Source organism: Pseudomonas sp. EA_65y_Pfl2_P74 (genome assembly GCF_963970575.1).
Taxonomy (GTDB): domain Bacteria; phylum Pseudomonadota; class Gammaproteobacteria; order Pseudomonadales; family Pseudomonadaceae; genus Aquipseudomonas; species Aquipseudomonas baetica_A.
On sequence record NZ_CAXAOQ010000015.1, the window covers coordinates 37,418 to 60,748 of the forward strand.

Here is a 23,331-nt window from a genome sequence, read left to right on the forward strand (position 1 = left end):
AAGTTATGCAAGGCAAGTACAGTTCTGAACTGGCGCTACCGCTCAACGAGCTGTTGACCGTGGTGCTGATTACTCACAATCGGCCGGCGTTTCTGCGCCGGGCGGTGAAGTATTACAGCAGCTTGCCCTGCCGGATCATGGTGCTGGACTCCACACCCGAGCGGCCGGAAGGGGATTTTTCCGCTGTCGATTACCATCATGTGCCGCAATTTGCCTACTGGGGCATGCAGGCCAAACTGGCTTATGGTGTGGAGCAACTGACCACGCCTTACATGGTGCTGGCGGCTGACGATGACTTCATCCTGCACGACTCCCTGGCTGAGTCCGTTGGCTTCCTGCATGCCAATCCGGATTACGGCATGTGCCACGGCTATTGCCTGATGTACCTGACGTTGGCCGGTGGCGTCAGCTACTACCGCCGCGACAAGAAGGTCCAGGAAGACTACTGCGCTGAAAAGGCTGAGGATCGGGTCATCGATTACATGCGTCAGTACATCCCGCCGTTTTACGCGGTGACCCGTACTGACCTGATGAAGAAATGGCACTCGGCGCTACCGCCGGGCACCAGTTTTCAATGGCAGGAAATCGGCCATGTCTACTACCTGCTGGCCAGTGCCAAGGCGCGGATTCTGCCAATGCCTTATGTGGTACGGGAGATCAACTATGGTGCGTCCGAACACAGTACCGAGGTGTATCACTCGCTGACCTACGTCGATGCCAAGTCAGTAGCCGAGCGTGAAGCGTTTGCCGAGTTCCTCGCCGCGCTGCCGACCGACGTCAAGAATCTCGACGCCGAGCAGGGCAAGGCGTTCGCCCTGCGAAGTTTCGAAGCGATGGTCGACAGCCTGCAATCGGGCCGGGCACTGACGGCGGAACTGATCATCCAGTCCACCTGGAATCAGGAACTCAAGCAGCCGGATCGCCGGTTCGGGCCATTGCAGTACGTCGAAATGCCGTTCTACAACGAGGCGTTCTTCGACCGCCTGGCGCAGTTCGAATTCATGCTGCACGCCATGCCGGCGGGGCGCATCCAACTGGAAGGGCTTGAGGGCGTCTGGACCCGTCAGGCGCACTTGCTGCAAGCACGCAACAACGACACGCCGGAGAGTGTGCTCGACCGTCTCTGGCAGGCCCATGACCTGAATGCGTTCAACCGTACCGTGGTCAAGCGTCTGGCGACGCAACTGGTGTCGATGGGCGAAGCAGAAGAAGCCCGGGATATGCAGGCATGGATCGAGCGCCTCGAAGCTTTGACCATCGAAGATCATCATGCAGTCATGGAAAAGATGCAGTCCGGTCGCCTGCTCAAATGGCTGGCCGCACGCGCACCAGACGAGCAGCAGGTCGCGGCAATCAGCCAACATCTGGCGGAGAATGGCGGTGGCCCGCAGTTCGGCATTTTTCTGCTGGATCTGGATGGCGACATTGACAAGATTCAGGTCTCTCTCGACAGCTTGCTGGAAGGGCAGTGCAAGGCCTTCCGGATTGTCGTGTTCACCACCGGCGAAGCACCGGCCGCAACCACCTCACAGAACACCCTGCACTTTGTCCGGGTGACACCGGGCAATCTGGTCGACAAGCTCAATCAGAGTGCGCGTCAGTCGCCGTGCGACTGGTTGCTGCTGGCAGAGGCTGGTGATGAGTTCACCGCCAGTGGTCTGCTGCGTGCCAGTCTGGAACTGATGAACGCCGGCGATTGCCGTGCAGTGTCCACGGACGAAATCCAGCGCCAGGAAAACGGTGTACTGGTGGACGTGTTCCGACCAGGTTTCAACCTCGACCTGTTGCTGAGCCTGCCAACCCTGATGGCGCGGCACTGGTTGGTCCGCCGCGATGCGCTGGTGGAAATCGGAGGTTACCGCGCCGACTTCAGCAAGGCGCTGGAGCTTGATGTGCTGTTGCGCCTGATCGAAGAGCATGGCCTCAACAGCCTGGCGCACCTTGATGAGCCGCTGCTGATTACCCAAGCCCCAGAACTGGCAGAGAATCCTGACGAGCGTCTGGCGTTGCTGCGTCATTTGGGCAATCGCGGCTACAAGGCCAAGGTCACTTCTGCGGTACCCGGGGTTTACCAGATCGACTACCACCACAGTGATCGCCCGCTGGTGTCGATCATTATTCCGGCCGGTAACAATCTGGCGGTGCTGCAACGTTGCCTCGAAGGCGTGTTGTTGCGCACCCGTTATCACCAATATGAAGTGCTGATCGCCGCCGCGGCGGATCAAACGGCAGAGCTCAATGACTGGCTCGGCACCTATCAGCACTCCAAAGTCCAGGTGCTGCGCACCGATCGGGCGTTCAGCGAAGCGGCGTTGTTCAACGCGGCCAGTCGTCAGGCGCGGGGCGAGTATCTGGTGTTGCTGGCTGCTGATGCAGAAGTGGTCAACCCGAACTGGCTCGACTCACTGCTCAACCACGCCCTGCGTCCGGAGGTCGGCGTGGTCGGTCCGAAACTGATCGACCGTGATCGCAAGATCAGTCAGGCCGGCCTGATCCTCGGCATGAACGGTGGCGTCGGTTCGGCTTTCGTCGGTGAGAAACACGACGCTGACGGGTACCTGCATCGCCTGACGGTGGAACAGAACTATTCGGCGGTATCGAGCGTGTGCCTGATGGTCCGCAAAGAACTGTTCGACGCTTTGGGGGGGCTGGACGACAGCACCTTTGTTGATGGTTTCAGCGATGTCGATCTGTGCCTGAGCGCGGGGCAGGCCGGTTATCTGACCGTCTGGACACCCGCGGTGCAGGTCATCCATCAGGGCGAGTTGCCGCAGGCACCGAAAGCGCTCGCGGCTCTGATGGAAAAATGGGCAGCCGCTTTCGCCCAGGATCAGGCCTACAACGCCAACCTGAGCCTGCACGGCAAAGGTTACGTGCTCACTGACAGCCCTGCGCTGGATTGGGCACAGTTGCTCGCTTAAGCCTGCCGGACAGGGAAGAGGAATCAATACATGTTCAACGGAAAATCGATCTTCATCTCCGGCGGCACCGGCTCGTTCGGGCGCAAATTCATCGCCCGTCTGCTTGAGCAATACCAGCCCAAGCGCGTGGTGGTGTTCTCCCGTGACGAGTTGAAGCAATACGAAATGCAGCAGACGTTCAACGCACCATGCATGCGTTACTTTCTCGGTGACGTGCGCGACGCCGACCGCCTGCGTCAGGCCATGCGCGGCATCGACTACGTGGTGCACGCGGCGGCGCTCAAGCAGGTGCCGGCGGCGGAGTACAATCCGACCGAATGCATCCGCACTAACGTCAATGGCGCGGAGAACATCATCGCCGCCGCCATCGACAACGGCGTGAAAAGGGTTGTGGCGCTGTCCACCGACAAGGCCGCCAGCCCGATCAACCTGTACGGTGCGACCAAGTTGCTCTCGGACAAGCTGTTCGTCGCCGCCAACAACATTGCCGGCGAACAACAAACCCGTTTTGCCGTGGTGCGCTACGGCAACGTGGCTGGCTCGCGGGGGTCGGTGGTGCCGTTCTTCAGCAAGCTGATTGCCGACGGTGCGCAGCAGTTGCCGATTACCGACGAACGCATGACGCGGTTCTGGATTACTCTCGACCACGGCGTGCAGTTTGTCCTCGATAGCTTTGCGCGCATGCACGGCGGTGAGGTGTTCGTGCCAAAGATCCCGTCGATTCGCATCGTCGATCTGGCGCGGGGCATGGCTGAACACTTGCCGCACAAGAACGTCGGCATTCGCCCCGGCGAAAAGCTCCATGAGTTGATGGTGCCGCTGGACGATGCGCGGATGACCCTGGAGTTCGAAGACCACTACACCATCCAGCCGTCGATCCGCTTTACCAGCGTCGATGTCGATTTCTCCATCGACAAGCTCGGCGAACGTGGCCGGCCAGTGAGTGAAGATTTCGAATACCGCTCCGACACCAATCCGCACTACCTCTCGGTCGGGCAAATCGCCGAGCTGCACGCGAAGTTGTCGGCATGATTCCCTACGGTCGCCAGAGCGTTGATCAGGCGGACATCGATGCGGTGGTCGAGGTGCTGCAATCGGACTGGCTGACCCAGGGTCCGAGCATCGAGCGCTTCGAGCAGGCGATGGCCGAACGTTGCCAAGCCGACTTCGCGGTAGCGGTGAGTAACGCCACGGCGGCGCTGCACATCGCCTGCCTCGCTGCCGGCCTTGGTCCGGGCGATCGCTTGTGGACCACGCCGAACACCTTTCTGGCCTCGGCCAACTGCGGGCGCTATTGCGGCGCCGACGTGGATTTCGTCGATATCGATCCGCTGACGTGGAACCTCGATGCCTTCGCCCTCGAAGCGAAGCTCGATCAGGCCGAGCAGGACGGCACGTTGCCCAAAGTGCTGGTGGCGGTAGCGTTTTCCGGGCAGAGCTGCGATATGCGCAAGATTGCCGAACTGGCCGAGCGCTATAACTTCACCGTGATCGAAGATGCCTCGCACGCCGTGGGCGCCCGCTATGCCGGGCGTCCGGTGGGTTGCGGGGAGTTTGCGGCGATGACCGTATTCAGTTTCCACCCGGTGAAGATCATCACCAGTGGCGAAGGCGGCATGGTGCTGACCAATCGTCCGCAACTGGCCGAGCGCTTGCAACGCCTGCGCAGCCACGGCATGACCCGTGACCCGCAACAGATGAGCGAACCCAGTCACGGCCCGTGGTATTACCAGCAGATCGAGCTGGGCTTCAATTACCGGATCACCGATTTGCAGGCGGCGCTGGGCCTGTCGCAACTGAACAAGCTGAATGGGTTCATCGCCCGTCGCCGCGAACTGGCGGCGCGCTACGACCGTTTGCTGGCGTATCTGCCGCTGACCTTGCCTAGCGCGCAGCCGGAGGCGGAGTCGGCGTGGCACCTGTACGTGGTGCGCTTGCAGACCGAGCGCATCGGTCTGCCCCACCGTCAGGTGTTCGAAGGCTTGCGTGCCGCCGGCATCGGCGTGAACCTGCACTATATTCCTGTGCATTTGCAGCCGTACTATCGCGACCTGGGTTTTGCCGAAGGTGACTTCCCCGAAGCCGAGCGTTATTACGCCGAGGCGATCAGCCTGCCGCTGTATCCGTTGCTCAGTGATGAGCAGCAGGATCATGTGGTCGAGCAATTGCGCCGGCTGACCGAATAAATCCCGCTACGGCGGCGAGTGAGACTGTGTAATGCGTGATCTGAGTGAGCAGGAAAAATTCTGGCAGGGCGATTTCGGCAATCAGTACGTCGATCGCAACGTCGGTCAGCCGCTGGTCGCGGCCAACCTGGCGTTGTTCGCCAAGGCCCTGAGCCGCGCAGGGCGCATCGACAGCGTGGTGGAACTGGGCACCAATGCCGGCAACAACCTGCAGGCGCTGCATCAACTGCTGCCGCAAAGTGAACTGTTCGGGGTCGAGATCAACGAAAGCGCCTGCGCTCAGGCGCGGGCACTGGGTATCGCGCAGATCTGGCACGGCTCGCTGTTCGACTTTCCCCGCGAGCGCAGTTACGACCTGACCCTGAGCAAAGGCGTGTTGATCCATCTGGCGCCGGAGTTGCTGCCGACTGCCTATGCGCAGCTGTACGCGTTGAGTCAGCGCTACATTCTGATCGCCGAGTACTACAACCCGGCGCCGGTGGAAGTGTCTTATCGCGGCAACAGCGGCAAACTGTTCAAGCGCGATTTCGCCGGGGAAATACTTGATCGCTATCCGGATCTGCAACTGCTCGATTACGGTTTCGTCTACCACCGCGATCCGCAGTTCCCGGCGGACGATGTCACCTGGTTCCTGCTGGAAAAACGCCCTTGAGCAACGTCGCAATCATCCCGGCGCGCGGGGGCAGCAAACGCATCCCGCGCAAGAACCTGTTGCCGTTCGACGGCGTGCCGATGATTGTCCGTTCGATCCGTACGGCGCTCGACAGTGGCCTGTTCGAACAGGTCGTGGTCAGTACCGACGACGCCGAAATTGCCGAACTGGCGCTGGCCCATGGCGCGCAAGTGCCGTTCTTGCGTCCGGCTGAACTGGCGAATGATTTCACCGGCACCGCTGCGGTGATCACGCATGCCTTGCAGCAGCTCCCGGCCTTCGATTACGCCTGCTGCGTGTACGCCACCGCGCCCTTGTTGCAGGCGCGCTTTCTGCGTCAGGGCTTAGGGTTGCTGCAGCAGCATCCGCAGAAGTCGTTTGCGTTTTCCGTGTGCAGCTTTGGTTTCCCCGTGCAGCGGGCGCTGACGGTGGACGGGCAGGGTGCGCTCACTGCGTTGTACCCGGAATTTCGCGATACCCGCTCGCAGGATCTGCCCGAAGCGTTTCAGGACGCCGGCCAGTTCTACTGGGGCCTTAGCGAGGCTTGGCTGCGCGGTGAGGTGCTGTATTCCCCCGCGAGCCTGCCGGTAATTGTGCCGCGGCATCTGGTGCAGGACATCGATACGCTGGAAGACTGGAAACGCGCCGAATACCTCTACGCCGCGCTCAAGGCCGGCGGAGAACTTCAATGAGAGTGCTGATCCGCGCTGACGCCTCGCCGACCATCGGCAGTGGCCATATTGCCCGTTGTCTGACGCTGGCGCGGGTGCTGCGCAAGCAGGGTAGTCATGTCGCGTTTGCCTGCCGGCGGTTGTCGGGGCATCGGCTCAATTCGCTGAGCGATGAGGGTTTTGAAACCTTCGCGTTACCGGACTTTTACCCCGACGAAGACCCCCAGCAGGCCATCGAATCGATGCTGCCGTGGCAGGCCGATATCGATGCATTGGCATCGTTGCTGGAGGGGCATACCGGGTTCGACTGGATCATCGCCGACCATTACGGCCTCGATCATCACTGGCAAACCGCGGCCCGTCGCTGGGCGCCACGGATCGCGGCGGTGGACGATCTCGCCACCCGTCATTACAGCGTCGATCTGCTGCTCAATCAGAATCTGTCCGGAGTCACCGAGAACTACGCGCCGCGGCTGCCCGCCGATTGCCGCATTTTGCTCGGTCCACGCTACGCCATGTTGCGTGAAGAGTTCGTGTGTCCGGCCATCGAGATCAAACCCAAGGCCCGTCGGGTGCTGGTGAATTTTGGTGGTTTCGATGTGGCGATGCAGACTCATCACGCGATGCTCGCGCTGCAGGATTTCACTGATCTGGAAGTGGATTTCGTCGCCGGTGCAGACAATCCGGCCTGGGAGCAAATGCAGGCACTGGCCGAAACACGGCCGCACTGGCGCCTGCACAGTTTCGTCAGCGATTTCCAGCAGCGCATGATCGGCGCCGATCTGTTCATCGGCGCCGGTGGCGGCACCAGTTGGGAGCGCGCGGCCCTGGGCCTGCCAACCCTGTGCATCGCAGTGTCGAACAATCAGCAGGCCAACGGCGAAGTGATGGCGGCGGCGGGGGCGCATGTGTTCATGGGCGCCCGTGAGCAGGTCAGCGTCGAACAACTGCGCGACGCCATCGGTTTTGTCGTCGACAATTTTTATCTGCGCCAGAGCTTGTCGGAACGTTCGCGGCAACTGGTGGATGGGCGCGGTGCGTTGCGGGTGGCGGCGGCGTTGGCCGGTGCGGTGCTCAAGCTGCGCACGGCGACGCTCGATGATGCGCACTTGCTGTTCGACGGGCGCAATGCCGAGACTGTGCAGTGCTGGTCGCTGGACAGCGGCGCGATCGCGTGGCCGCAGCATTTGCACTGGCTGAATGGGAGCCTGCGCAATCCGCATCGCTTGCTATTGATCGCCGAGGCCGATGACGGTCCGGTCGGCGTCTTGCGTTATGACCTGCGTGGCTTTGAGGCCGAAGTTTCGCTCTACCTGCTGGAGGGACGGTTCGGTCTTGGCTGGGGCAGGGCGCTGCTGGCGCGAGGTGAGGTGTTCGTCCATGCACACTGGCCGCAGTTGAGAGCCATTACGGCGCAGGTCCTGCCGGACAATCGTCCCTCTTTGAATGTGTTTAGTGACGCCGGATTCACCCAAAGTGCCTGCGCGTTCACCAAGGTTTTGAAGGATCACCGCGATGAGTAGTTTCAAAATTGGCGAGCGTCTGATCGGTGCCGATGCGCCGCCATTCATCATTGCCGAAATGAGCGGCAACCATAACCAGTCGCTGGCGGTGGCTCTGCAGATTGTCGAGGCCGCCGCCAAGGCAGGCGCCCATGCCTTGAAGTTACAGACCTACACGGCGCAGACCATGACTCTGGATCTGGCCGAGGGTGAGTTTTTCATCAAGGAACCAAACAGCTTGTGGGCCGGTACTTCGCTGTACGATCTGTACGAGAAGGCCCACACCCCGTGGGAGTGGCACGCGCCGATTTTTGCCCGGGCCAAAGAGTTGGGCATGCTCGCGTTCTCGACGCCGTTCGATGCCACGGCGGTGGACTTTCTCGAAAGCCTCGATGTGCCGGCGTACAAGATCGCCAGTTTCGAAAACACCGATCTGCCGTTGATCCGCCGTGTGGCTGCGACCGGCAAACCGCTGATCATCTCCACCGGCATGGCCAGCATCGCTGAGCTGGATGAAACCGTGCGCGCCGCCCGCGAGGCCGGGTGCAAGGATCTGGTGCTGCTCAAATGCACCAGCACTTACCCGGCGACCCCGCTCAACAGCAATGTGCGTACGATCCCGCATCTGCGGGAATTGTTTGATTGTGAAGTGGGGCTTTCCGATCACTCCATGGGGTTGGGCGTATCGGTGGCCGCCGTGGCCCTCGGGGCGACAGTGGTGGAAAAGCACTTCACCCTCGACCGTTCGGCAGGTGGTGTGGATGCCAGTTTCTCGCTGGAGCCCGCAGAGCTGGCCAGTCTGGTCATCGAAACCGAGCGTGCCTGGCAGGCCATGGGGCAGGTGCATTACGGCGTCACCGAAGTCGAACGCAAGTCACTGGTCTATCGGCGCTCTCTATATGTGACTGCCGACATGGCTGCCGGCGAAGCCTTTTCCGGTGACAATCTGCGCGCCATTCGGCCCGGCCTTGGCCTGGCGCCCAAGCACGCCGATGCTGTCCTCGGGCGTCGCGCTCGCGCACCGATCAAGCGTGGTACGCCGCTGGATTGGTCGTTGGTCGAATAACCCAATCTGCATCCGATTCGGCAAAATAGCGTGACCTGCGAGTCATAACGCGCATCTTCACTGTATTGTATTGAGCGGGGAGATGGCGCCTGGCCGTGTATCGGTTTCAGTGACAGCCCTATGCGCTCCCCGTGGCTGCCCGTTGTGGCAGCCATTTTCTGTTTGTCGGCGCCCCTCGAATCCTTGCGAGCGGTGGTTTTGGGCTGTTTTATATTGGGAAGCCGTAATGATTGGCATAAAAAGCATTGCGAGCTACGTTCCTGTAGCCGGCGTGGACAATTACGCACAAGGTGCAAAATTCGAGAAGGATGAAGAATTCATCCTCGGTAAAATCGGTTCGGCCTTCCTGCCGCGCAAAGATGCTGAACAGGAAACCTCCGATCTGTGTGTGGAAGCGGCCAATGCGCTGTTTGCCAGCAACCCTGAACTGAAGCGTGAATCGATCGACGCACTGATCGTCGTCACTCAGAACGGTGACGAAGAAGGCCTGCCGCATACTGCTGCAATCGTCCAGGACAAACTCGGTCTGCCGACTAATGTCGCGGCGTTCGATATTTCCCTGGGCTGCTCCGGTTACGTCTACGGCATCTATGCGATCAAGGGCTTCATGGAAGCCGCCGGCCTGAAGAACGGCCTGCTGATCACCGCTGACCCGTATTCGAAAATCGTCGACCCGGAAGACCGCAACACCACCATGCTGTTCGGCGATGCCGCCACCGCCACCTGGATGGGCGAAGACCCTGCCTGGGCGCTGGGCAAGGCGAAGTTCGGCACCGACGGTTCCGGTGCGCCGCACCTGAAAGTGACCGATGGCGTGTTCTTCATGAACGGGCGTCAGGTGTTCAACTTCGCGCTGCTCAAAGTCCCGGCGCACTTGCATGAACTGCTCGACGATTCCGGCCTCAAGGCGGACGACATCGACGCCTTCTGCATTCACCAGGGCAGTGCGGCGATTGTCGATGCGGTGGCCCGGCGTTTCGAAGGTGAGCCTGAGAAGTTCATCAAGGACATGGTCGAGACCGGCAACACCGTGTCGTCGAGCATTCCGTTGCTGCTGGAAAAACATGCCCTCGACTCGCAGTGGCAGCGCGTTGCGCTGAGCGGTTTCGGGGTCGGTCTGTCGTGGGGGTCGGCGATCATCTATCGTCCATGAGCCAAGCAAAAAACGGCGGATACAAAAATAGCGTTCAAGGTTACCCTTGAACGCTATTTTTTTGCCTGAAAGGGAGCGCGAGGCGCCATGAAGGAGTTTTTTCAAGCCAATGCCGAGGTGTTGCAGCGGCGCTGGCCGGCGCTGTTCGAGCGACTGCTGGCTGAAGACAGTGCGGCCCTTGCAGCTCAGTTGATTGAGGGGCTGGGCTCGACGCTCAGCATTAATGGCGTTCAACTCACTAGCCGTCACGATCGCCTCCAGGAGGCGCATACTCAGGCGGCCAGTCTGCCGGACAAGGCGCAATTACACGTCTACGGCACCGGTCTCGGTGATTTACCTGCTGTGCTGCTTGAGCGTGACCGATTGCAACGTTTGTACGTGCATATCCTCAATGGAGCGTTGTTCGCACTGGTGGTGCAATTGCTCGATCAGCGCGGATGGCTGGAAGATCCACGCGTCGAGTTATTTTACGCCGCTGATCATCTGGACTTTTTCACGCCGTTCTTCGCGCTGCCTGCCGAGATGCTGCTGGCCGATGATTACAACGCCAAGATCCGCGATCGGTTGGTGAACGAAGTCCATCTGAGGTTCAACAATCGCGAGTTCGACGCGCAGTCGCCGTTCATTCAACAGCGTCTGCAGGATTGCCTGCCAGTGCTGCTGGGTGATGACGATGTGGCGCAGTTATTCGGTACCTGCACCGATCGCGAGATCTACGTGATCGGCACCGGACCGACCCTGGAAGGGCACTTTGAACGATTGGCTGCGCTGCGGGCTCAGGCTCAGCGCCCGCTGTTCATTTGTGTCGACACGGCTTATCGGCCGTTGATTGAGCGCGGGATCGTGCCGGATCTGGTGGTGACCATTGATCAGCGGATCAGCTTGCGTCATTTGCCGTTCGAGGCGTCCGACGGTATCGCGCTGGTGTATTTGCCCATGAGCGACCCCGAGGTTTTGCGGGCCTGGAAGGGTAAGCGCTATGGCAGTTACTCGGCCAGCCCGGTGTATGCCGGGTTGCGGGAGCAGCATCCGCGGGCATTGCTGCATGTCGGTGGAAGCGTGATTCACCCGGCCGTTGATCTGGCGGTGAAAATGGGCGCGTCTCGTCTCACGCTATTTGGCGCCGATTTCGCCTTTCCGATGAACAAGACCCACGCTGGCTGGAGCGATGGCGATCTGGGGCCTGGGGTCAGTCAGGCGCGGCACTGGGTGCGCGACGGGTATGGCCAGCGAGTCAGCACCCAGCTCAACTTCCGCGGTTACCTGTGCGTGCTGGAGCGTTACATCGCTGCGCATCCGCACGTTGAGTTTTTCAATAGCAGCAGGGCGGGTGCGCTGATCGCCGGAACGCAATTCAATCAGGAGTTCGTGCAATGACGGCGATGCAAAAGTGTATCGGCGAATGCCGTCAGTGTGCTGGTCTGTTTCGGCTGGGGCGGGATGTCGAGGCGGGGTTGAGCATGGTCGATGTCTTCGAAGGTGCGCAGCAGTTGCTGCTCTCGGCGCCTGCCGATGTCCAGCAAATGTGGGCGCAGGTGCTCACGCAAATGCTCGATTGTCAGGAGCGCCAGGACTGGTTGGGACTGGCCGACTATATGGAGTACGAACTGCTCGACTTGCTGGAAAGTGTCCTGGTCTGAGCCCGGCGACTGCGCTGGCCCGCAGGTTTGCGCCGAAGTCGGTTTTATGACGTCATTTTTTCGCGGCTCAATTACTGCTAAGTCTTTGTTTTCTCGGGGGTGGCAGGGTGATGGCAAATTTTTTTCAAAAAGCCCTCAAGCAACCTGCAATCCCGACGATAACTATTACGAAGGTTCTCTAGGCCATACCCGGCGGTTGCCAGGGCCGGAAGCCGCAGTACCCAACCAACGAGGAATTCGTCATGGCTTTAACAGTAAACACCAACACCACATCGTTGAACGTTCAGAAAAACCTGAACCGCGCTTCCGACGCTCTGTCGACTTCGATGCAGCGCCTGTCTTCCGGCCTGAAAATCAACAGCGCTAAAGACGACGCTGCTGGCCTGCAGATCTCGAACCGTATGTCTTCGCAGATCCGTGGTAACACCCAAGCTATCCAGAACGCCAACGACGGTATCTCCGTTGCTCAGACCGCTGAAGGCGCTCTGCAAGCTTCGACCGACATTCTGCAGCGTATGCGTGAACTGGCTGTTAAAGCACGTAACGGTACCAACGGCACTGCTGACCAGACCGCTACCAACGCTGAATTCGCTCAGATGTCTGACGAAATCACCCGTATCTCCGCTGCTACCAACCTGAACGGCAAAAACCTGCTGGACGGTTCGGCTGGTACTGTGACCCTGCAAGTGGGTGCAAACACCGGTTCGGCTAACCACATCGACCTGGTACTGAGCTCCAAGTTCGACGCCGTCAGCCTGTCCGTAGGTAGCGGTACTGTAGTTCTGACCGGTACTTCGGGTACTGGTGCTGGTTCTGCTTCGGACAACATCGATAACGCGATCACTGCAATCGACGCCGCTATCGCTGCAATCGGTGCAACTCGTGCCAGCCTGGGTGCTTCGCAAAACCGTCTGACCAGCACCATCCAGAACTTGCAGAACATCACCGAGAACACCACTGCTGCACAAGGTCGCGTACAAGATACCGACTTCGCCGCAGAGACTGCTAACCTGACCAAGCAGCAAACCCTGCAACAGGCTTCGACCTCTGTTCTGGCTCAAGCCAACCAACTGCCTTCCGCTGTACTGAAGCTGCTTCAGTAATTTCGGATAGAGTTTGGGCGGGGGGGTGCGCTGGTCGTGCTCTCTCGCCTTTTTACGTCAAGAGGTGATGGGTATGGACATGAGCTTAAAGCTTAACGTGTCTTATCCGGTTCCCAAGCCAGTAACGCCGGTCGCTGACAAACCGTCAGAGACGCCTGAAGTTGCCAAGACTGAAGCGCCGGTCGTTGCGAAGAGTCAGGGTTCGGACGACGCCAAGTTGAAACTGGCGGTGCAGGAGATCGAAAAGTTTGTACAGTCGATCAAGCGCAATCTGGAGTTTTCCATCGATGAACACTCCGGAAAGGTCATCGTCAAGGTGATCGCAAGCGAGACGGGTGAGGTCGTTCGACAGATTCCCTCCGCAGAAGCCCTCAAGCTGGCAGACAGTCTTGCCAATGCGAGCCACGTTCTGTTCGATGCCAAAGTCTGATAGCTGGCATGAATAATGTTTGTACGTTCTCAGGACGCGTGTAACGGTCAAAAGAATGGCAACAATCTGAAGGGAGATGCACATGGCAAGTCCAATTCTACCGGGTTCCGGACTGGGTTCCGGCCTGGACATCGGCGCGATCGTGACCGCGCTGGTCAACGCCGACAAGTCTGCCAAGCAGACGCAGATCGACACTCAGACGAAAACTAACTCGCTGAAGATTTCCGGTGTCGGTTCGCTGAAAAGCGCACTGGCGGCGTATCAAAAGGCGATGACCGACCTTAATAAAGCGTCGAGCCCGGCATTTGCCGGTTTTACCGCAACGTCGGACACACCAACGATTGTTGGTGCGACATCGGACAAAACGGCTGTACCGGGTACTTACAGCGTTGTTGTGAAGAACCTGGCCACCGGCTCGAAAGTGGCCAGTGCCGCATTTGCCGGCGGTGCCGCCAGTGCCATTCCGAGTGGTACTCTGAAAATCAGTCAGAATGGCATTGATTACAATGTTGCGGTTCCGGCCAATGCCACCTTGCAGTCCACGCGGGACGCGATCAACACGGCGCAGGCCAGCAACGGTATTTCCGCCAACATAGTGACCGACAGTAGCGGTTCTTCGCGCCTGGTGCTGAGCTCGAACAAGACTGGCGCCGGCATGGACCTGCAGGTCAGCGGTATCGCTGGTCTTGAGATCGATGGCACCCAGGAAATGGGTGACAATCCGGCGGCAGGCGCTTCCGGGGCGGTTGGTAAGGTGGCCAAAGATGCCAACCTCACCATTGACGGGCTGGCGGTCAGCAGCAAGACCAACACGGTGACGGGCGCAATCAGCGGTATGACGCTGAATCTGGTTGCTGCGAGCCCTGTCGTCAACGGCACGGCAACCCCGGCGACGGTTTCGGTTGCGACCAATACCGCCGGTATCCAGGCGTCGCTGCAGACGTTCATCGATGCCTATAACACCCTGAGGAAAACCGTCGACACGCTGTCCAAGGCGACGCCGGACGCCGATGGCAAGCTGACCGTTTCATCGGCTTTCACCGGTGACGCGTTGCCGCGCTCGTTGATGGCAGATGTGCGTGCTCAACTGACTGATCCGGGGGCTGGTGGTCAGGGGCAATTGTCCGTACTGTCGCAGATGGGTGTTCTGACTGACAGCAAAACCGGTTTGCTGGCGCTCGACACGGCGGTGTTCAACAAGCGTATGGAACTCCCGGGCATGGCCGGTCAGGTTCAACAGCTGTTCAGTGGTACCGACGCCAAAAACGGTCTGTTGGCACGCATGAACGCGGCGGTTGATCCGTACGTCAAGACCGGTGGCCTGCTCGATCAGCGCAGTTCCAACCTGACGAACCTCACCACTGCCCTGCAAAAGCAGCAGACGGCCCTGGACTTGCGCGTCGATAACCTGACGAAGACGTTGACGGCCAAGTACAACGCAATGGACCTGCTGGTCGGGCAGATGAAAGCAACGGCAAGTAATATCACGTCGTTCTTCAGCTCCCTGAACGCTCAGCAGTCCGCGAAGTAACAGGCGGTAACGACAAAAACCCGGCTACGCTTTATCGGCGTGCGCCGGGTTTTTGTCTTTTGATCTAAAGTTCTGTGATTCGTTGGCGATAAACTGGTTATACGAGTCATTGTGGCAATGAGGTAGAACATGAATCCGATGTTAGCCCTTCGGCAGTACCAGAAAGTCGGCGCACACGCTCAGACATCCGAAGCGAGCCCGCACCGTCTGGTGCAAATGTTGATGGAAGGTGGACTGGCCCGTATCGCTCAGGCCAAAGGCGCCATCGAGCGCAAGGACATTCCTGGCAAGTGCACTTCGATCAGCAAGGCGATTGGCATTGTCAGCGGCCTGCGCGAAGGCCTCGATCTGGAGAATAGCGCAGACACCCTGGCTGATCTGGATGGGCTGTATATCTACATGATGAAGCGCCTCGCCGAGGCGAACATCAGCAGCGATCCGCGCATTCTCGATGAGGTTGCAGGCTTGCTGGGTACGGTGAAAGAAGGCTGGGATGCCATTGCTCCTGTGCCGGCACCGCAGTTCTGAAGGAGATCGTCATGAGTCTAGTATTGCAGCGAATCGCCGATACCCGTGAAGCGTTGGTCACTGCGCTGGCCGAACGCAACTGGGAAGCCATTGGCGAGCTGGATCTGGCGTGCCGTTCCTGCATGGAAGACGTCATGGCTGAAGCTGCTCTGGATGAAGACGCGTTGCGCAACAATCTTGAGGAGTTGCTCCATGTCTACAAGGCGCTTCTTGAGGCGGCGATGGGTGAGCGGCAGGCGATAGCCAGCGAAATGTCGCAGATCACCCAAGCGCAAAAGGCGGCAAAGGTTTACCATCTGTTTGGTTAATTGACCCCCAGTTAATCCAGGCATGTGCGCCATAAATTTGACTGTGCACGGTTTTTTGACTTAACTAGTGGCTGTTTTCAGATTTCAGGCGTCTACAGGCACATGGTGTCCTGCAAGCGTCTCGCTTGCCCCTTATTTTGGGCATTGAGTTGACTAGGGAAGTTGCTATTGCATGTGGCGTGAAACCAAAATTCTGCTGATCGATGACGATAGCGTCCGCCGCCGCGACCTGGCGGTGATCTTGAATTTTCTCGGCGAAGAAAATTTACCCTGCGGCAGCCATGACTGGCAGCAGGCGGTCGGCTCTTTGTCGTCTAGTCGTGAGGTCATTTGCGTACTGATCGGGACGGTCAATGCTCCTGGTGCGCTTTTTGGCTTGCTAAAGACACTCGCAACCTGGGATGAGTTCCTTCCGGTTTTGCTGATGGGCGATAATTCTTCCGTCGACTTGCCTGAAGACCAGCGTCGCCGCGTGCTTTCGACCCTCGAAATGCCGCCGAGCTACAGCAAGTTGCTTGACTCGCTGCACCGCGCCCAGGTCTATCGCGAAATGTATGACCAGGCCCGAGAGCGCGGTCGTCATCGAGAACCCAATCTGTTCCGCAGTCTCGTCGGCACCAGCCGTGCGATCCAGCACGTGCGTCAGATGATGCAGCAAGTGGCCGACACCGACGCCAGCGTGCTGATCCTCGGCGAGTCCGGCACCGGCAAGGAAGTGGTCGCGCGTAACCTGCATTACCATTCCAAACGTCGTGACGCGCCGTTCGTACCGGTCAACTGCGGGGCGATCCCGGCAGAGTTGCTGGAAAGCGAACTGTTCGGTCACGAGAAGGGCGCCTTCACAGGTGCCATCACCAGCCGAGCCGGCCGTTTCGAACTGGCCAATGGCGGCACGCTCTTCCTCGACGAAATCGGCGACATGCCGCTGCCGATGCAGGTCAAGCTGCTGCGCGTGTTGCAAGAGCGTACGTTTGAGCGCGTGGGCAGCAACAAGACCCAGAGCGTTGACGTGCGCATCATCGCCGCGACCCACAAGAACCTCGAAAGCATGATCGAGATCGGTACTTTCCGCGAAGACCTCTACTATCGCCTGAACGTGTTCCCGATCGAGATGGCGCCGTTGCGCGAGCGCGTCGAAGACATTCCGCTGCTGATGAACGAACTGATTTCGCGCATGGAGCACGAAAAACGCGGTTCGATCCGTTTCAACTCGGCGGCGATCATGTCGCTGTGCCGTCACGCCTGGCCGGGCAACGTCCGTGAGCTGGCCAACCTGGTGGAGCGCATGGCGATCATGCATCCGTACGGGGTGATTGGTGTGGTCGAATTGCCGAAGAAGTTCCGCTACGTCGATGATGAAGACGAGCAAATGGTCGACAGCTTGCGCAGCGATCTCGAAGAGCGCGTGGCAATCAACGGCCATACGCCAGACTTCACCGCGAACGCCATGCTGCCGCCAGAAGGCCTGGACCTGAAGGACTACCTTGGTGGTCTCGAGCAGGGCCTGATCCAGCAGGCGCTCGACGACGCCAACGGCATCGTGGCGCGGGCTGCCGAGCGCCTGCGCATTCGGCGTACCACGCTGGTGGAAAAGATGCGCAAATACGGTATGAGCCGGCGCGATGGAGACGAACAGGCGGATGATTGACGCCTGTTTTTCAACCTCTTCATTTATAAGCAGTTTTTTTTAGGCACGGGTATTGCTACATCCCTCGCAACGTTCCGTTTCACTGACGGTCAGCAAAGCGAGAGATCACAATGCCCCAAGCCGCCCAGATGTCTTCTGCCTCCAGTCCCGAGGGGCAACCGCCCTCCGTAGAGCAGGCAAGCCGGCAGGGTCTTGAGCAGGCCTTCGCGCTGTTCAGTCAGATGTCCAGTCAGTTGACTGACTCCTACAGCATGCTTGAAGCGCGGGTTACCGAGCTCAAGGGTGAGCTGGCCGTGGTCAGCGCTCAGCGCATGCAGGAGCTGGCGGAAAAAGAGCGTCTGGCCAATCGTCTGCAAAACCTCCTGGATCTGTTGCCCGGCGGCGTCATCGTGATCGATGGCCACGGCATTGTGGTCGAAGCCAACCCGGCGGCCATCGAGTTGCTCGGTTTGCCACTGGAGGGCGAGCTGTGGCGCCATGTCATCGCGCGTTGCTTCGCCCCGCGTGAAGACGACGGTCACGAAATATCTCTGAAAAACGGTCGGCGCCTGTCGATTGCCACGCGCTCGCTGGATGCCGAGCCGGGGCAATTGGTGCTGCTCAACGACCTGACCGAAACCCGTCACCTGCAGGATCAACTGGCGCGCCACGAGCGCTTGTCTTCGCTGGGGCGCATGGTGGCCTCGCTGGCTCACCAGATCCGCACGCCGCTGTCGGCTGCATTGCTCTATGCCAGTCATTTGACCGAGCAGGAGCTGCCGGTCGCCACCCAGCAGCGTTTTGCCGGGCGCCTGAAAGAGCGTCTGCATGAGCTGGAGCATCAGGTGCGCGACATGCTGGTGTTCGCTCGCGGTGAATTGCCGCTGACTGACCGCCTCACGCCCAATGCCTTAATGCAATCGTTGCAAGCGGCCGCGTTGACCCATGTGCAGGATTTGCCCATTCGCTGGCAGTGCGACAGTCATGTCGGCGAGTTGCTGTGCAACCGCGACACGCTGGTCGGGGCCCTTTTGAATCTGATCGAAAACGCGATTCAGGCCAGCGCCGCCGTTGTGCGCTTGAAAGTGCATTGCTACACCCGCGACAACACGCTGCGGTTGTGCATCAGCGACAGCGGCAGCGGCATCGAGCCGTCGGTGCTGGAACGCCTCGGTGAACCGTTTTTTACCACCAAAGTCACCGGCACAGGCCTCGGTCTGACCGTGGTCAAGGCTGTGGCCCGGGCGCATCAGGGAGAATTGCAGCTGCGTTCGCGTGTCGGGCGCGGCACGTGCGCGCAGGTGATCCTGCCGCTGTTTTCCGCTGTACAGGGAGCTGAGTGAGCATCATGGGTATCAAGGTTCTGCTGGTCGAGGATGACCGTTCGTTGCGTGAGGCGCTGGCCGATACACTGCTGTTGGCCGGTCATGATTACCACGCAGTCGGCAGTGCTGAAGAGGCGTTGACGGCGGTGGCGCGCGAAGCGTTCAGTCTGGTGGTCAGTGACGTCAACATGCCAGGCATGGACGGTCATCAATTGCTTTCGCTGCTGCGCGCCCGCCAGCCGCAATTGCCGGTGTTGCTGATGACGGCGCATGGCGCCGTGGAGCGTGCCGTCGATGCGATGCGCCAAGGCGCCGCTGATTATCTGGTCAAGCCGTTTGAGCCTAAAGCGTTACTCGATCTGGTGTCGCGCCATGCGCTGGGCAGCCTCGTTACCGGCGACGTCGAAGGCCCGATTGCTGTCGAACCGGCCAGCGCGCAGTTGCTCGAATTGGCCGCGCGGGTCGCGCGCAGCGATTCAACCGTGTTGATCTCCGGCGAGTCCGGCACTGGCAAAGAGGTGCTGGCACGCTACATTCATCAGCAATCCCACCGCGCCAATCAACCGTTTATTGCGATCAATTGCGCCGCGATTCCCGACAACATGCTTGAAGCAACGTTGTTCGGTCACGAGAAGGGCTCATTCACGGGGGCAATTGCGGCGCAGGCTGGCAAATTCGAACAGGCCGACGGCGGCACGATCCTGCTCGACGAAATCTCCGAGATGCCCCTCGGTCTGCAGGCCAAGCTGTTGCGTGTGCTGCAAGAGCGCGAAGTCGAGCGAGTCGGTGCGCGCAAGCCGATCAGCCTGGATATCCGGGTGGTGGCCACCACTAACCGCGATCTGGCAGGTGAGGTGGCGGCGGGGCGATTCCGTGAGGATCTTTTCTACCGCCTGTCGGTTTTCCCCCTGGCCTGGCGTCCACTTCGCGAGCGCACTGCCGATATCTTGCCGCTGGCTGAGCGGTTGCTGGCCAAGCACGTCAATAAAATGAAGCATGCCGCGGCGAAACTCTCGCCCGAGGCGCAAGCATGCCTGACCGGATATCCATGGCCGGGCAACGTGCGTGAACTGGATAACGCCATTCAGCGTGCACTTATTTTGCAGCAGGGCGGTTTGATTCAACCGCAGGATTTCTGCCTGGCCGGTGCCGTGACGTTCGCCGCTTTGCCGGTGGCAGCGCCAGCGCCACAAATGATTCGTGAAGTTGAAATCGACGCGGATTCGGCCGGCGCCTTGGGCGATGACCTGCGTCGCCGGGAGTTTCAGATGATCATCGATACCCTGCGCACTGAGCGTGGGCGACGCAAGGAAGCGGCGGAAAAACTCGGCATCAGTCCGCGCACCTTGCGTTACAAGCTGGCGCAAATGCGCGATGCGGGGATGGATGTCGAAGGCTATCTGTTCGCCACTTGATCTGAACCGCAACGCTTTGAAAACGCTTTTCTCAAAAGGCTGCCCCTGAGCTGGCACCCTTGTTGCTAACACCTGTGTACCCGCCGAGTGAGTGTCAAAAAATTGCGGGCCGCCAAAGAGAGTAGACCATGAGCCAAGGTATTGAATTTAATCGGTTGATGATGGACATGAAGGCCATGAAAATGGATGCCATGTCTGCGCCGAAATCGACAGCCGCTGTCCCTGAACTGGCTGGCAGCAGCTTTTCCGACATGCTCGGTCAGGCGATCAACAAAGTCAGCGATACCCAGCAGGCGTCGAATCAGTTGGCTAACGCTTTTGAAATCGGTAAAAGCGGCGTCGATCTGACGGACGTGATGATCGCTTCGCAAAAAGCCAGCGTGTCGTTCCAGGCTCTGACCCAGGTACGCAACAAACTGGTTCAGGCATATCAAGACATCATGCAGATGCCGGTTTAAGGACGAGATTGAGTCATGGCAGAAGCAGTCGCCGATAATGTTCCGGCCAAGGCCACCCCGATAGACGGCAAACCGCCGCTGTTCGGTCTGTCCTTCCTGGAAAACCTCTCCGAGATGACCATGCTGCGTCAGGTAGGCCTGTTGGTCGGCCTGGCTGCGAGTGTGGCGATTGGCTTTGCCGTGGTGTTGTGGTCGCAGCAGCCGGATTACCGTCCGTTGTACGGCAGCCTTGCCGGCATGGACGCCAAACAGGTCATGGACACCCTGGCCTCCGCCGACATCCCTTATACCGTCGAACCGAATTCCGGCGCCTTGCTGGTCAAGGCCGATGACCTGTCCCGTGCGCGGATGAAACTCGCTGCCGCTGGTGTCACTCCCAGCGACGGCAATATCGGTTTCGAGATCCTCGACAAGGAACAGGGGCTGGGCACCAGCCAGTTCATGGAAGCGACCCGTTATCGTCGTGGCCTGGAAGGTGAACTGGCGCGCACCATTTCCAGCCTGAACAACGTCAAGGGTGCTCGTGTGCACCTGGCGATTCCGAAGAGTTCGGTATTCGTGCGTGATGAGCGCAAGCCGAGTGCCTCGGTTCTGGTTGAACTGTACTCCGGTCGTTCGCTGGAGCCAGGTCAGGTGGTGGCGATCATCAACCTGGTGGCGACTTCCGTTCCCGAGCTGAGCAAATCGCAGATCACTGTCGTTGACCAGAAGGGCAACCTGCTCTCTGATCAGGCGGAAAACTCCGAAATGACCATGGCCGGCAAGCAGTTCGATTACAGCCGCCGCATGGAAAGCATGCTCACCCAGCGCGTGCACAACATTCTGCAACCGGTACTGGGCAACGACCGCTACAAGGCCGAAGTCTCGGCCGATATCGATTTCAACGCCGTCGAATCCACTGCCGAACAGTTCAACCCGGATCAACCGGCGTTGCGCAGCGAGCAGTCGGTCAACGAGCAGCGTACCGCCAGCAACGGCCCGCAAGGTGTGCCAGGGGCGCTGAGCAACCAGCCGCCGTCGCCAGCTTCGGCGCCGCAAACCACCGGTGGTGCTGCCACTGCGGCTGGCATGATCCAGCCAGGTCAACCATTGGTTGATGCCAACGGTCAGCAGATCATGGACCCGGCCACCGGCCAGCCGATGCTCGCGCCGTACCCGGCTGACAAGCGTCAACAATCCACCAAGAACTTCGAACTCGATCGCTCCATCAGCCACACCAAGCAGCAGCAGGGTCGCCTGAATCGGCTGTCGGTGTCGGTGGTGGTCGACGATCAGGTCAAGGTCAATGCGGCCAACGGGGAAATCACCCGCGCGCCGTGGAGCGCCGATGAATTGGCGCGCTTCACCCGTCTGGTGCAGGACGCCGTCGGTTTCGACGCCAGCCGTGGCGACAGCGTCAGCGTGATCAACATGCCGTTCTCCGCCGAGCGCGGCGAAGTGATTGCCGATATTCCGTTCTACTCCCAGCCATGGTTCTGGGACATCGTCAAACAGGTGCTGGGTGTGTTGTTCATCCTGGTGCTGGTGTTTGGTGTGCTGCGTCCGGTGCTCAACAACATCACCGGCGGCGGCAAAGGCAAGGAGCTGGCCGGTTTGGGCAGCGACGTGGAACTCGGTGGCATGGGCGGCCTGGACGGCGAACTTTCCAACGACCGCGTAAGCCTCGGTGGTCCGCAGAGCATTCTGTTGCCGAGCCCGAGCGAGGGTTATGACGCGCAGCTGAATGCAATCAAGAGTCTGGTGGCTGAAGACCCGGGTCGCGTGGCTCAGGTCGTGAAAGAGTGGATTAACGCAGATGAGTGATAACCGAGCCGCTACCGTCAAACTGAACAAGGTCGACAAAGCCGCGATTCTGCTGCTGTCCCTTGGCTCGACCGATGCTGCGCAAGTGCTGCGCCACATGGGGCCCAAAGAGGTTCAGCGTGTGGGTGTGGCCATGGCGCAGATGGGTAACGTCCATCGCGAGCAGGTCGAGCAGGTCATGAGCGAGTTCGTCGACATCGTCGGCGACCAGACCAGCCTGGGCGTCGGTTCCGACGACTATGTGCGCAAAATGCTCACCCAGGCCCTGGGTGAAGACAAGGCCAACGGCCTGATCGACCGCATCCTGCTCGGTGGCAACACCAGCGGCCTGGACAGCCTGAAATGGATGGAGCCGCGTGCCGTTGCCGACGTCATTCGTTACGAGCACCCGCAGATCCAGGCCATCGTGGTCGCGTACCTCGATCCGGATCAGGCCGGTGAGGTGCTTGGCAACTTCGACCACAAGGTGCGTCTGGACATCATCCTGCGCGTCTCGTCGTTGAACACCGTGCAGCCAGCGGCACTGAAAGAACTGAACCAGATTCTCGAGAAGCAGTTCTCCGGCAACTCGAACGCCTCGCGCACCACCCTGGGTGGCATCAAGCGTGCGGCGGACATCATGAACTTCCTCGACAGCTCGATCGAAGGGCAGCTCATGGACTCGATCCGCGAAGTCGACGAAGACCTGTCCGGTCAGATCGAAGACCTCATGTTCGTGTTCAACAACCTGGCCGATGTCGACGACCGCGGCATTCAGGCGCTGCTGCGCGAAGTGTCTTCCGACGTGCTGGTGCTGGCCCTCAAGGGTTCGGACGAAGGCGTCAAAGAGAAGATCTTCAAGAACATGTCCAAACGTGCGGCCGAACTGTTGCGCGACGACCTCGAGGCCAAAGGTCCGGTGCGTGTCAGCGACGTGGAAACGGCACAGAAAGAAATCCTCACCATTGCCCGTCGTATGGCCGAAGCCGGCGAGATTGTGCTCGGTGGCAAGGGCGGCGAGGAAATGATCTAA

Annotated in this window: 21 protein-coding genes; all 21 read left to right on the forward strand. The window is 59.7% G+C overall.

Annotated features, from left to right (window positions below; genetic code table 11):
* Positions 1-5 precede the first annotated feature (5 nt).
* The 21 genes from AACY18_RS14085 (at position 6) to fliG (ending at position 23,331) form a co-directional block, all read left to right on the forward strand.
* Positions 6-2,921 (forward strand): TIGR00180 family glycosyltransferase, encoded by a 2,916-nt coding sequence (locus AACY18_RS14085; protein WP_339465197.1) that lies wholly within the window; start codon positions 6-8, stop codon positions 2,919-2,921.
* Positions 2,922-2,951: 30 nt separating this feature from the next.
* A complete protein-coding gene (gene pseB / locus AACY18_RS14090) occupies positions 2,952-3,953 on the forward strand; it encodes a UDP-N-acetylglucosamine 4,6-dehydratase (inverting) (protein ID WP_339432622.1) in 1,002 nt (333 codons plus the stop codon).
* Positions 3,950-5,107 carry a UDP-4-amino-4,6-dideoxy-N-acetyl-beta-L-altrosamine transaminase gene (pseC, locus tag AACY18_RS14095; protein ID WP_339465198.1) on the forward strand — a complete coding sequence of 386 codons (1,158 nt, stop codon included), beginning with the start codon at positions 3,950-3,952 and terminating at the stop codon, positions 5,105-5,107. Before pseB ends, pseC begins: the two co-directional genes overlap by 4 nt.
* Positions 5,108-5,138: 31 nt before the next feature.
* Positions 5,139-5,759, forward strand: coding sequence for a pseudaminic acid biosynthesis-associated methylase (locus tag AACY18_RS14100; protein WP_339432620.1), 621 nt, complete (start codon positions 5,139-5,141; stop codon positions 5,757-5,759).
* Positions 5,756-6,451 (forward strand): pseudaminic acid cytidylyltransferase, encoded by a 696-nt coding sequence (gene pseF / locus AACY18_RS14105; RefSeq protein ID WP_339432619.1) that lies wholly within the window; start codon positions 5,756-5,758, stop codon positions 6,449-6,451. Before AACY18_RS14100 ends, pseF begins: the two co-directional genes overlap by 4 nt.
* Positions 6,448-7,953, forward strand: a complete 1,506-nt coding sequence (gene pseG / locus AACY18_RS14110; RefSeq protein ID WP_339465199.1) for a UDP-2,4-diacetamido-2,4,6-trideoxy-beta-L-altropyranose hydrolase — start codon at positions 6,448-6,450, stop codon at positions 7,951-7,953. The genes pseF and pseG overlap by 4 nt, the downstream gene beginning before the upstream one ends.
* Entirely contained in the window at positions 7,946-8,998 is a 1,053-nt protein-coding gene (pseI, locus tag AACY18_RS14115; protein WP_339465200.1) for a pseudaminic acid synthase, read from the forward strand. The genes pseG and pseI overlap by 8 nt, the downstream gene beginning before the upstream one ends.
* 226 nt (positions 8,999-9,224) lie before the next feature.
* Positions 9,225-10,151: a ketoacyl-ACP synthase III gene (locus AACY18_RS14120; protein ID WP_339432616.1), complete on the forward strand. Its 927-nt coding sequence runs from the start codon at positions 9,225-9,227 to the stop codon at positions 10,149-10,151.
* Positions 10,152-10,238: 87 nt separating this feature from the next.
* The gene (locus tag AACY18_RS14125; protein ID WP_339432615.1) at positions 10,239-11,528 is read left to right on the forward strand and encodes a motility associated factor glycosyltransferase family protein; all 1,290 of its coding nucleotides are present in this window, start codon (positions 10,239-10,241) and stop codon (positions 11,526-11,528) included.
* A complete protein-coding gene (locus AACY18_RS14130; RefSeq protein WP_339432614.1) occupies positions 11,525-11,791 on the forward strand; it encodes a hypothetical protein in 267 nt (88 codons plus the stop codon). The genes AACY18_RS14125 and AACY18_RS14130 overlap by 4 nt, the downstream gene beginning before the upstream one ends.
* Positions 11,792-12,033: 242 nt before the next feature.
* On the forward strand, positions 12,034-12,894 hold the full coding sequence (locus AACY18_RS14135; RefSeq protein WP_339432613.1) for a flagellin domain-containing protein: 861 nt from the start codon (positions 12,034-12,036) through the stop codon (positions 12,892-12,894).
* Positions 12,895-12,967: 73 nt separating this feature from the next.
* On the forward strand, positions 12,968-13,324 hold the full coding sequence (locus tag AACY18_RS14140) for a flagellar protein FlaG (protein ID WP_339432612.1): 357 nt from the start codon (positions 12,968-12,970) through the stop codon (positions 13,322-13,324).
* 82 nt (positions 13,325-13,406) lie between these two features.
* Positions 13,407-14,855, forward strand: coding sequence for a flagellar filament capping protein FliD (fliD, locus tag AACY18_RS14145; RefSeq protein ID WP_339432611.1), 1,449 nt, complete (start codon positions 13,407-13,409; stop codon positions 14,853-14,855).
* A gap of 129 nt (positions 14,856-14,984) precedes the next feature.
* Entirely contained in the window at positions 14,985-15,383 is a 399-nt protein-coding gene (gene fliS, locus AACY18_RS14150; protein ID WP_141128979.1) for a flagellar export chaperone FliS, read from the forward strand.
* 11 nt (positions 15,384-15,394) lie between these two features.
* Complete coding sequence (locus AACY18_RS14155) at positions 15,395-15,691, forward strand: flagellar protein FliT (protein WP_339432610.1); 297 nt, start codon at positions 15,395-15,397, stop codon at positions 15,689-15,691.
* A 172-nt stretch (positions 15,692-15,863) separates the two neighbouring features.
* Entirely contained in the window at positions 15,864-17,339 is a 1,476-nt protein-coding gene (locus AACY18_RS14160; protein ID WP_221731983.1) for a sigma-54 dependent transcriptional regulator, read from the forward strand.
* A gap of 110 nt (positions 17,340-17,449) precedes the next feature.
* Positions 17,450-18,661 (forward strand): sensor histidine kinase, encoded by a 1,212-nt coding sequence (locus AACY18_RS14165; RefSeq protein WP_401136345.1) that lies wholly within the window; start codon positions 17,450-17,452, stop codon positions 18,659-18,661.
* 5 nt (positions 18,662-18,666) lie between these two features.
* Positions 18,667-20,058, forward strand: coding sequence for a sigma-54-dependent transcriptional regulator (locus AACY18_RS14170; protein ID WP_339432670.1), 1,392 nt, complete (start codon positions 18,667-18,669; stop codon positions 20,056-20,058).
* Positions 20,059-20,186: 128 nt separating this feature from the next.
* Entirely contained in the window at positions 20,187-20,516 is a 330-nt protein-coding gene (gene fliE / locus AACY18_RS14175; protein ID WP_221731982.1) for a flagellar hook-basal body complex protein FliE, read from the forward strand.
* 15 nt (positions 20,517-20,531) lie between these two features.
* On the forward strand, positions 20,532-22,319 hold the full coding sequence (fliF, locus tag AACY18_RS14180; RefSeq protein WP_339432609.1) for a flagellar basal-body MS-ring/collar protein FliF: 1,788 nt from the start codon (positions 20,532-20,534) through the stop codon (positions 22,317-22,319).
* A complete protein-coding gene (fliG, locus tag AACY18_RS14185; protein ID WP_007920042.1) occupies positions 22,312-23,331 on the forward strand; it encodes a flagellar motor switch protein FliG in 1,020 nt (339 codons plus the stop codon). The genes fliF and fliG overlap by 8 nt, the downstream gene beginning before the upstream one ends.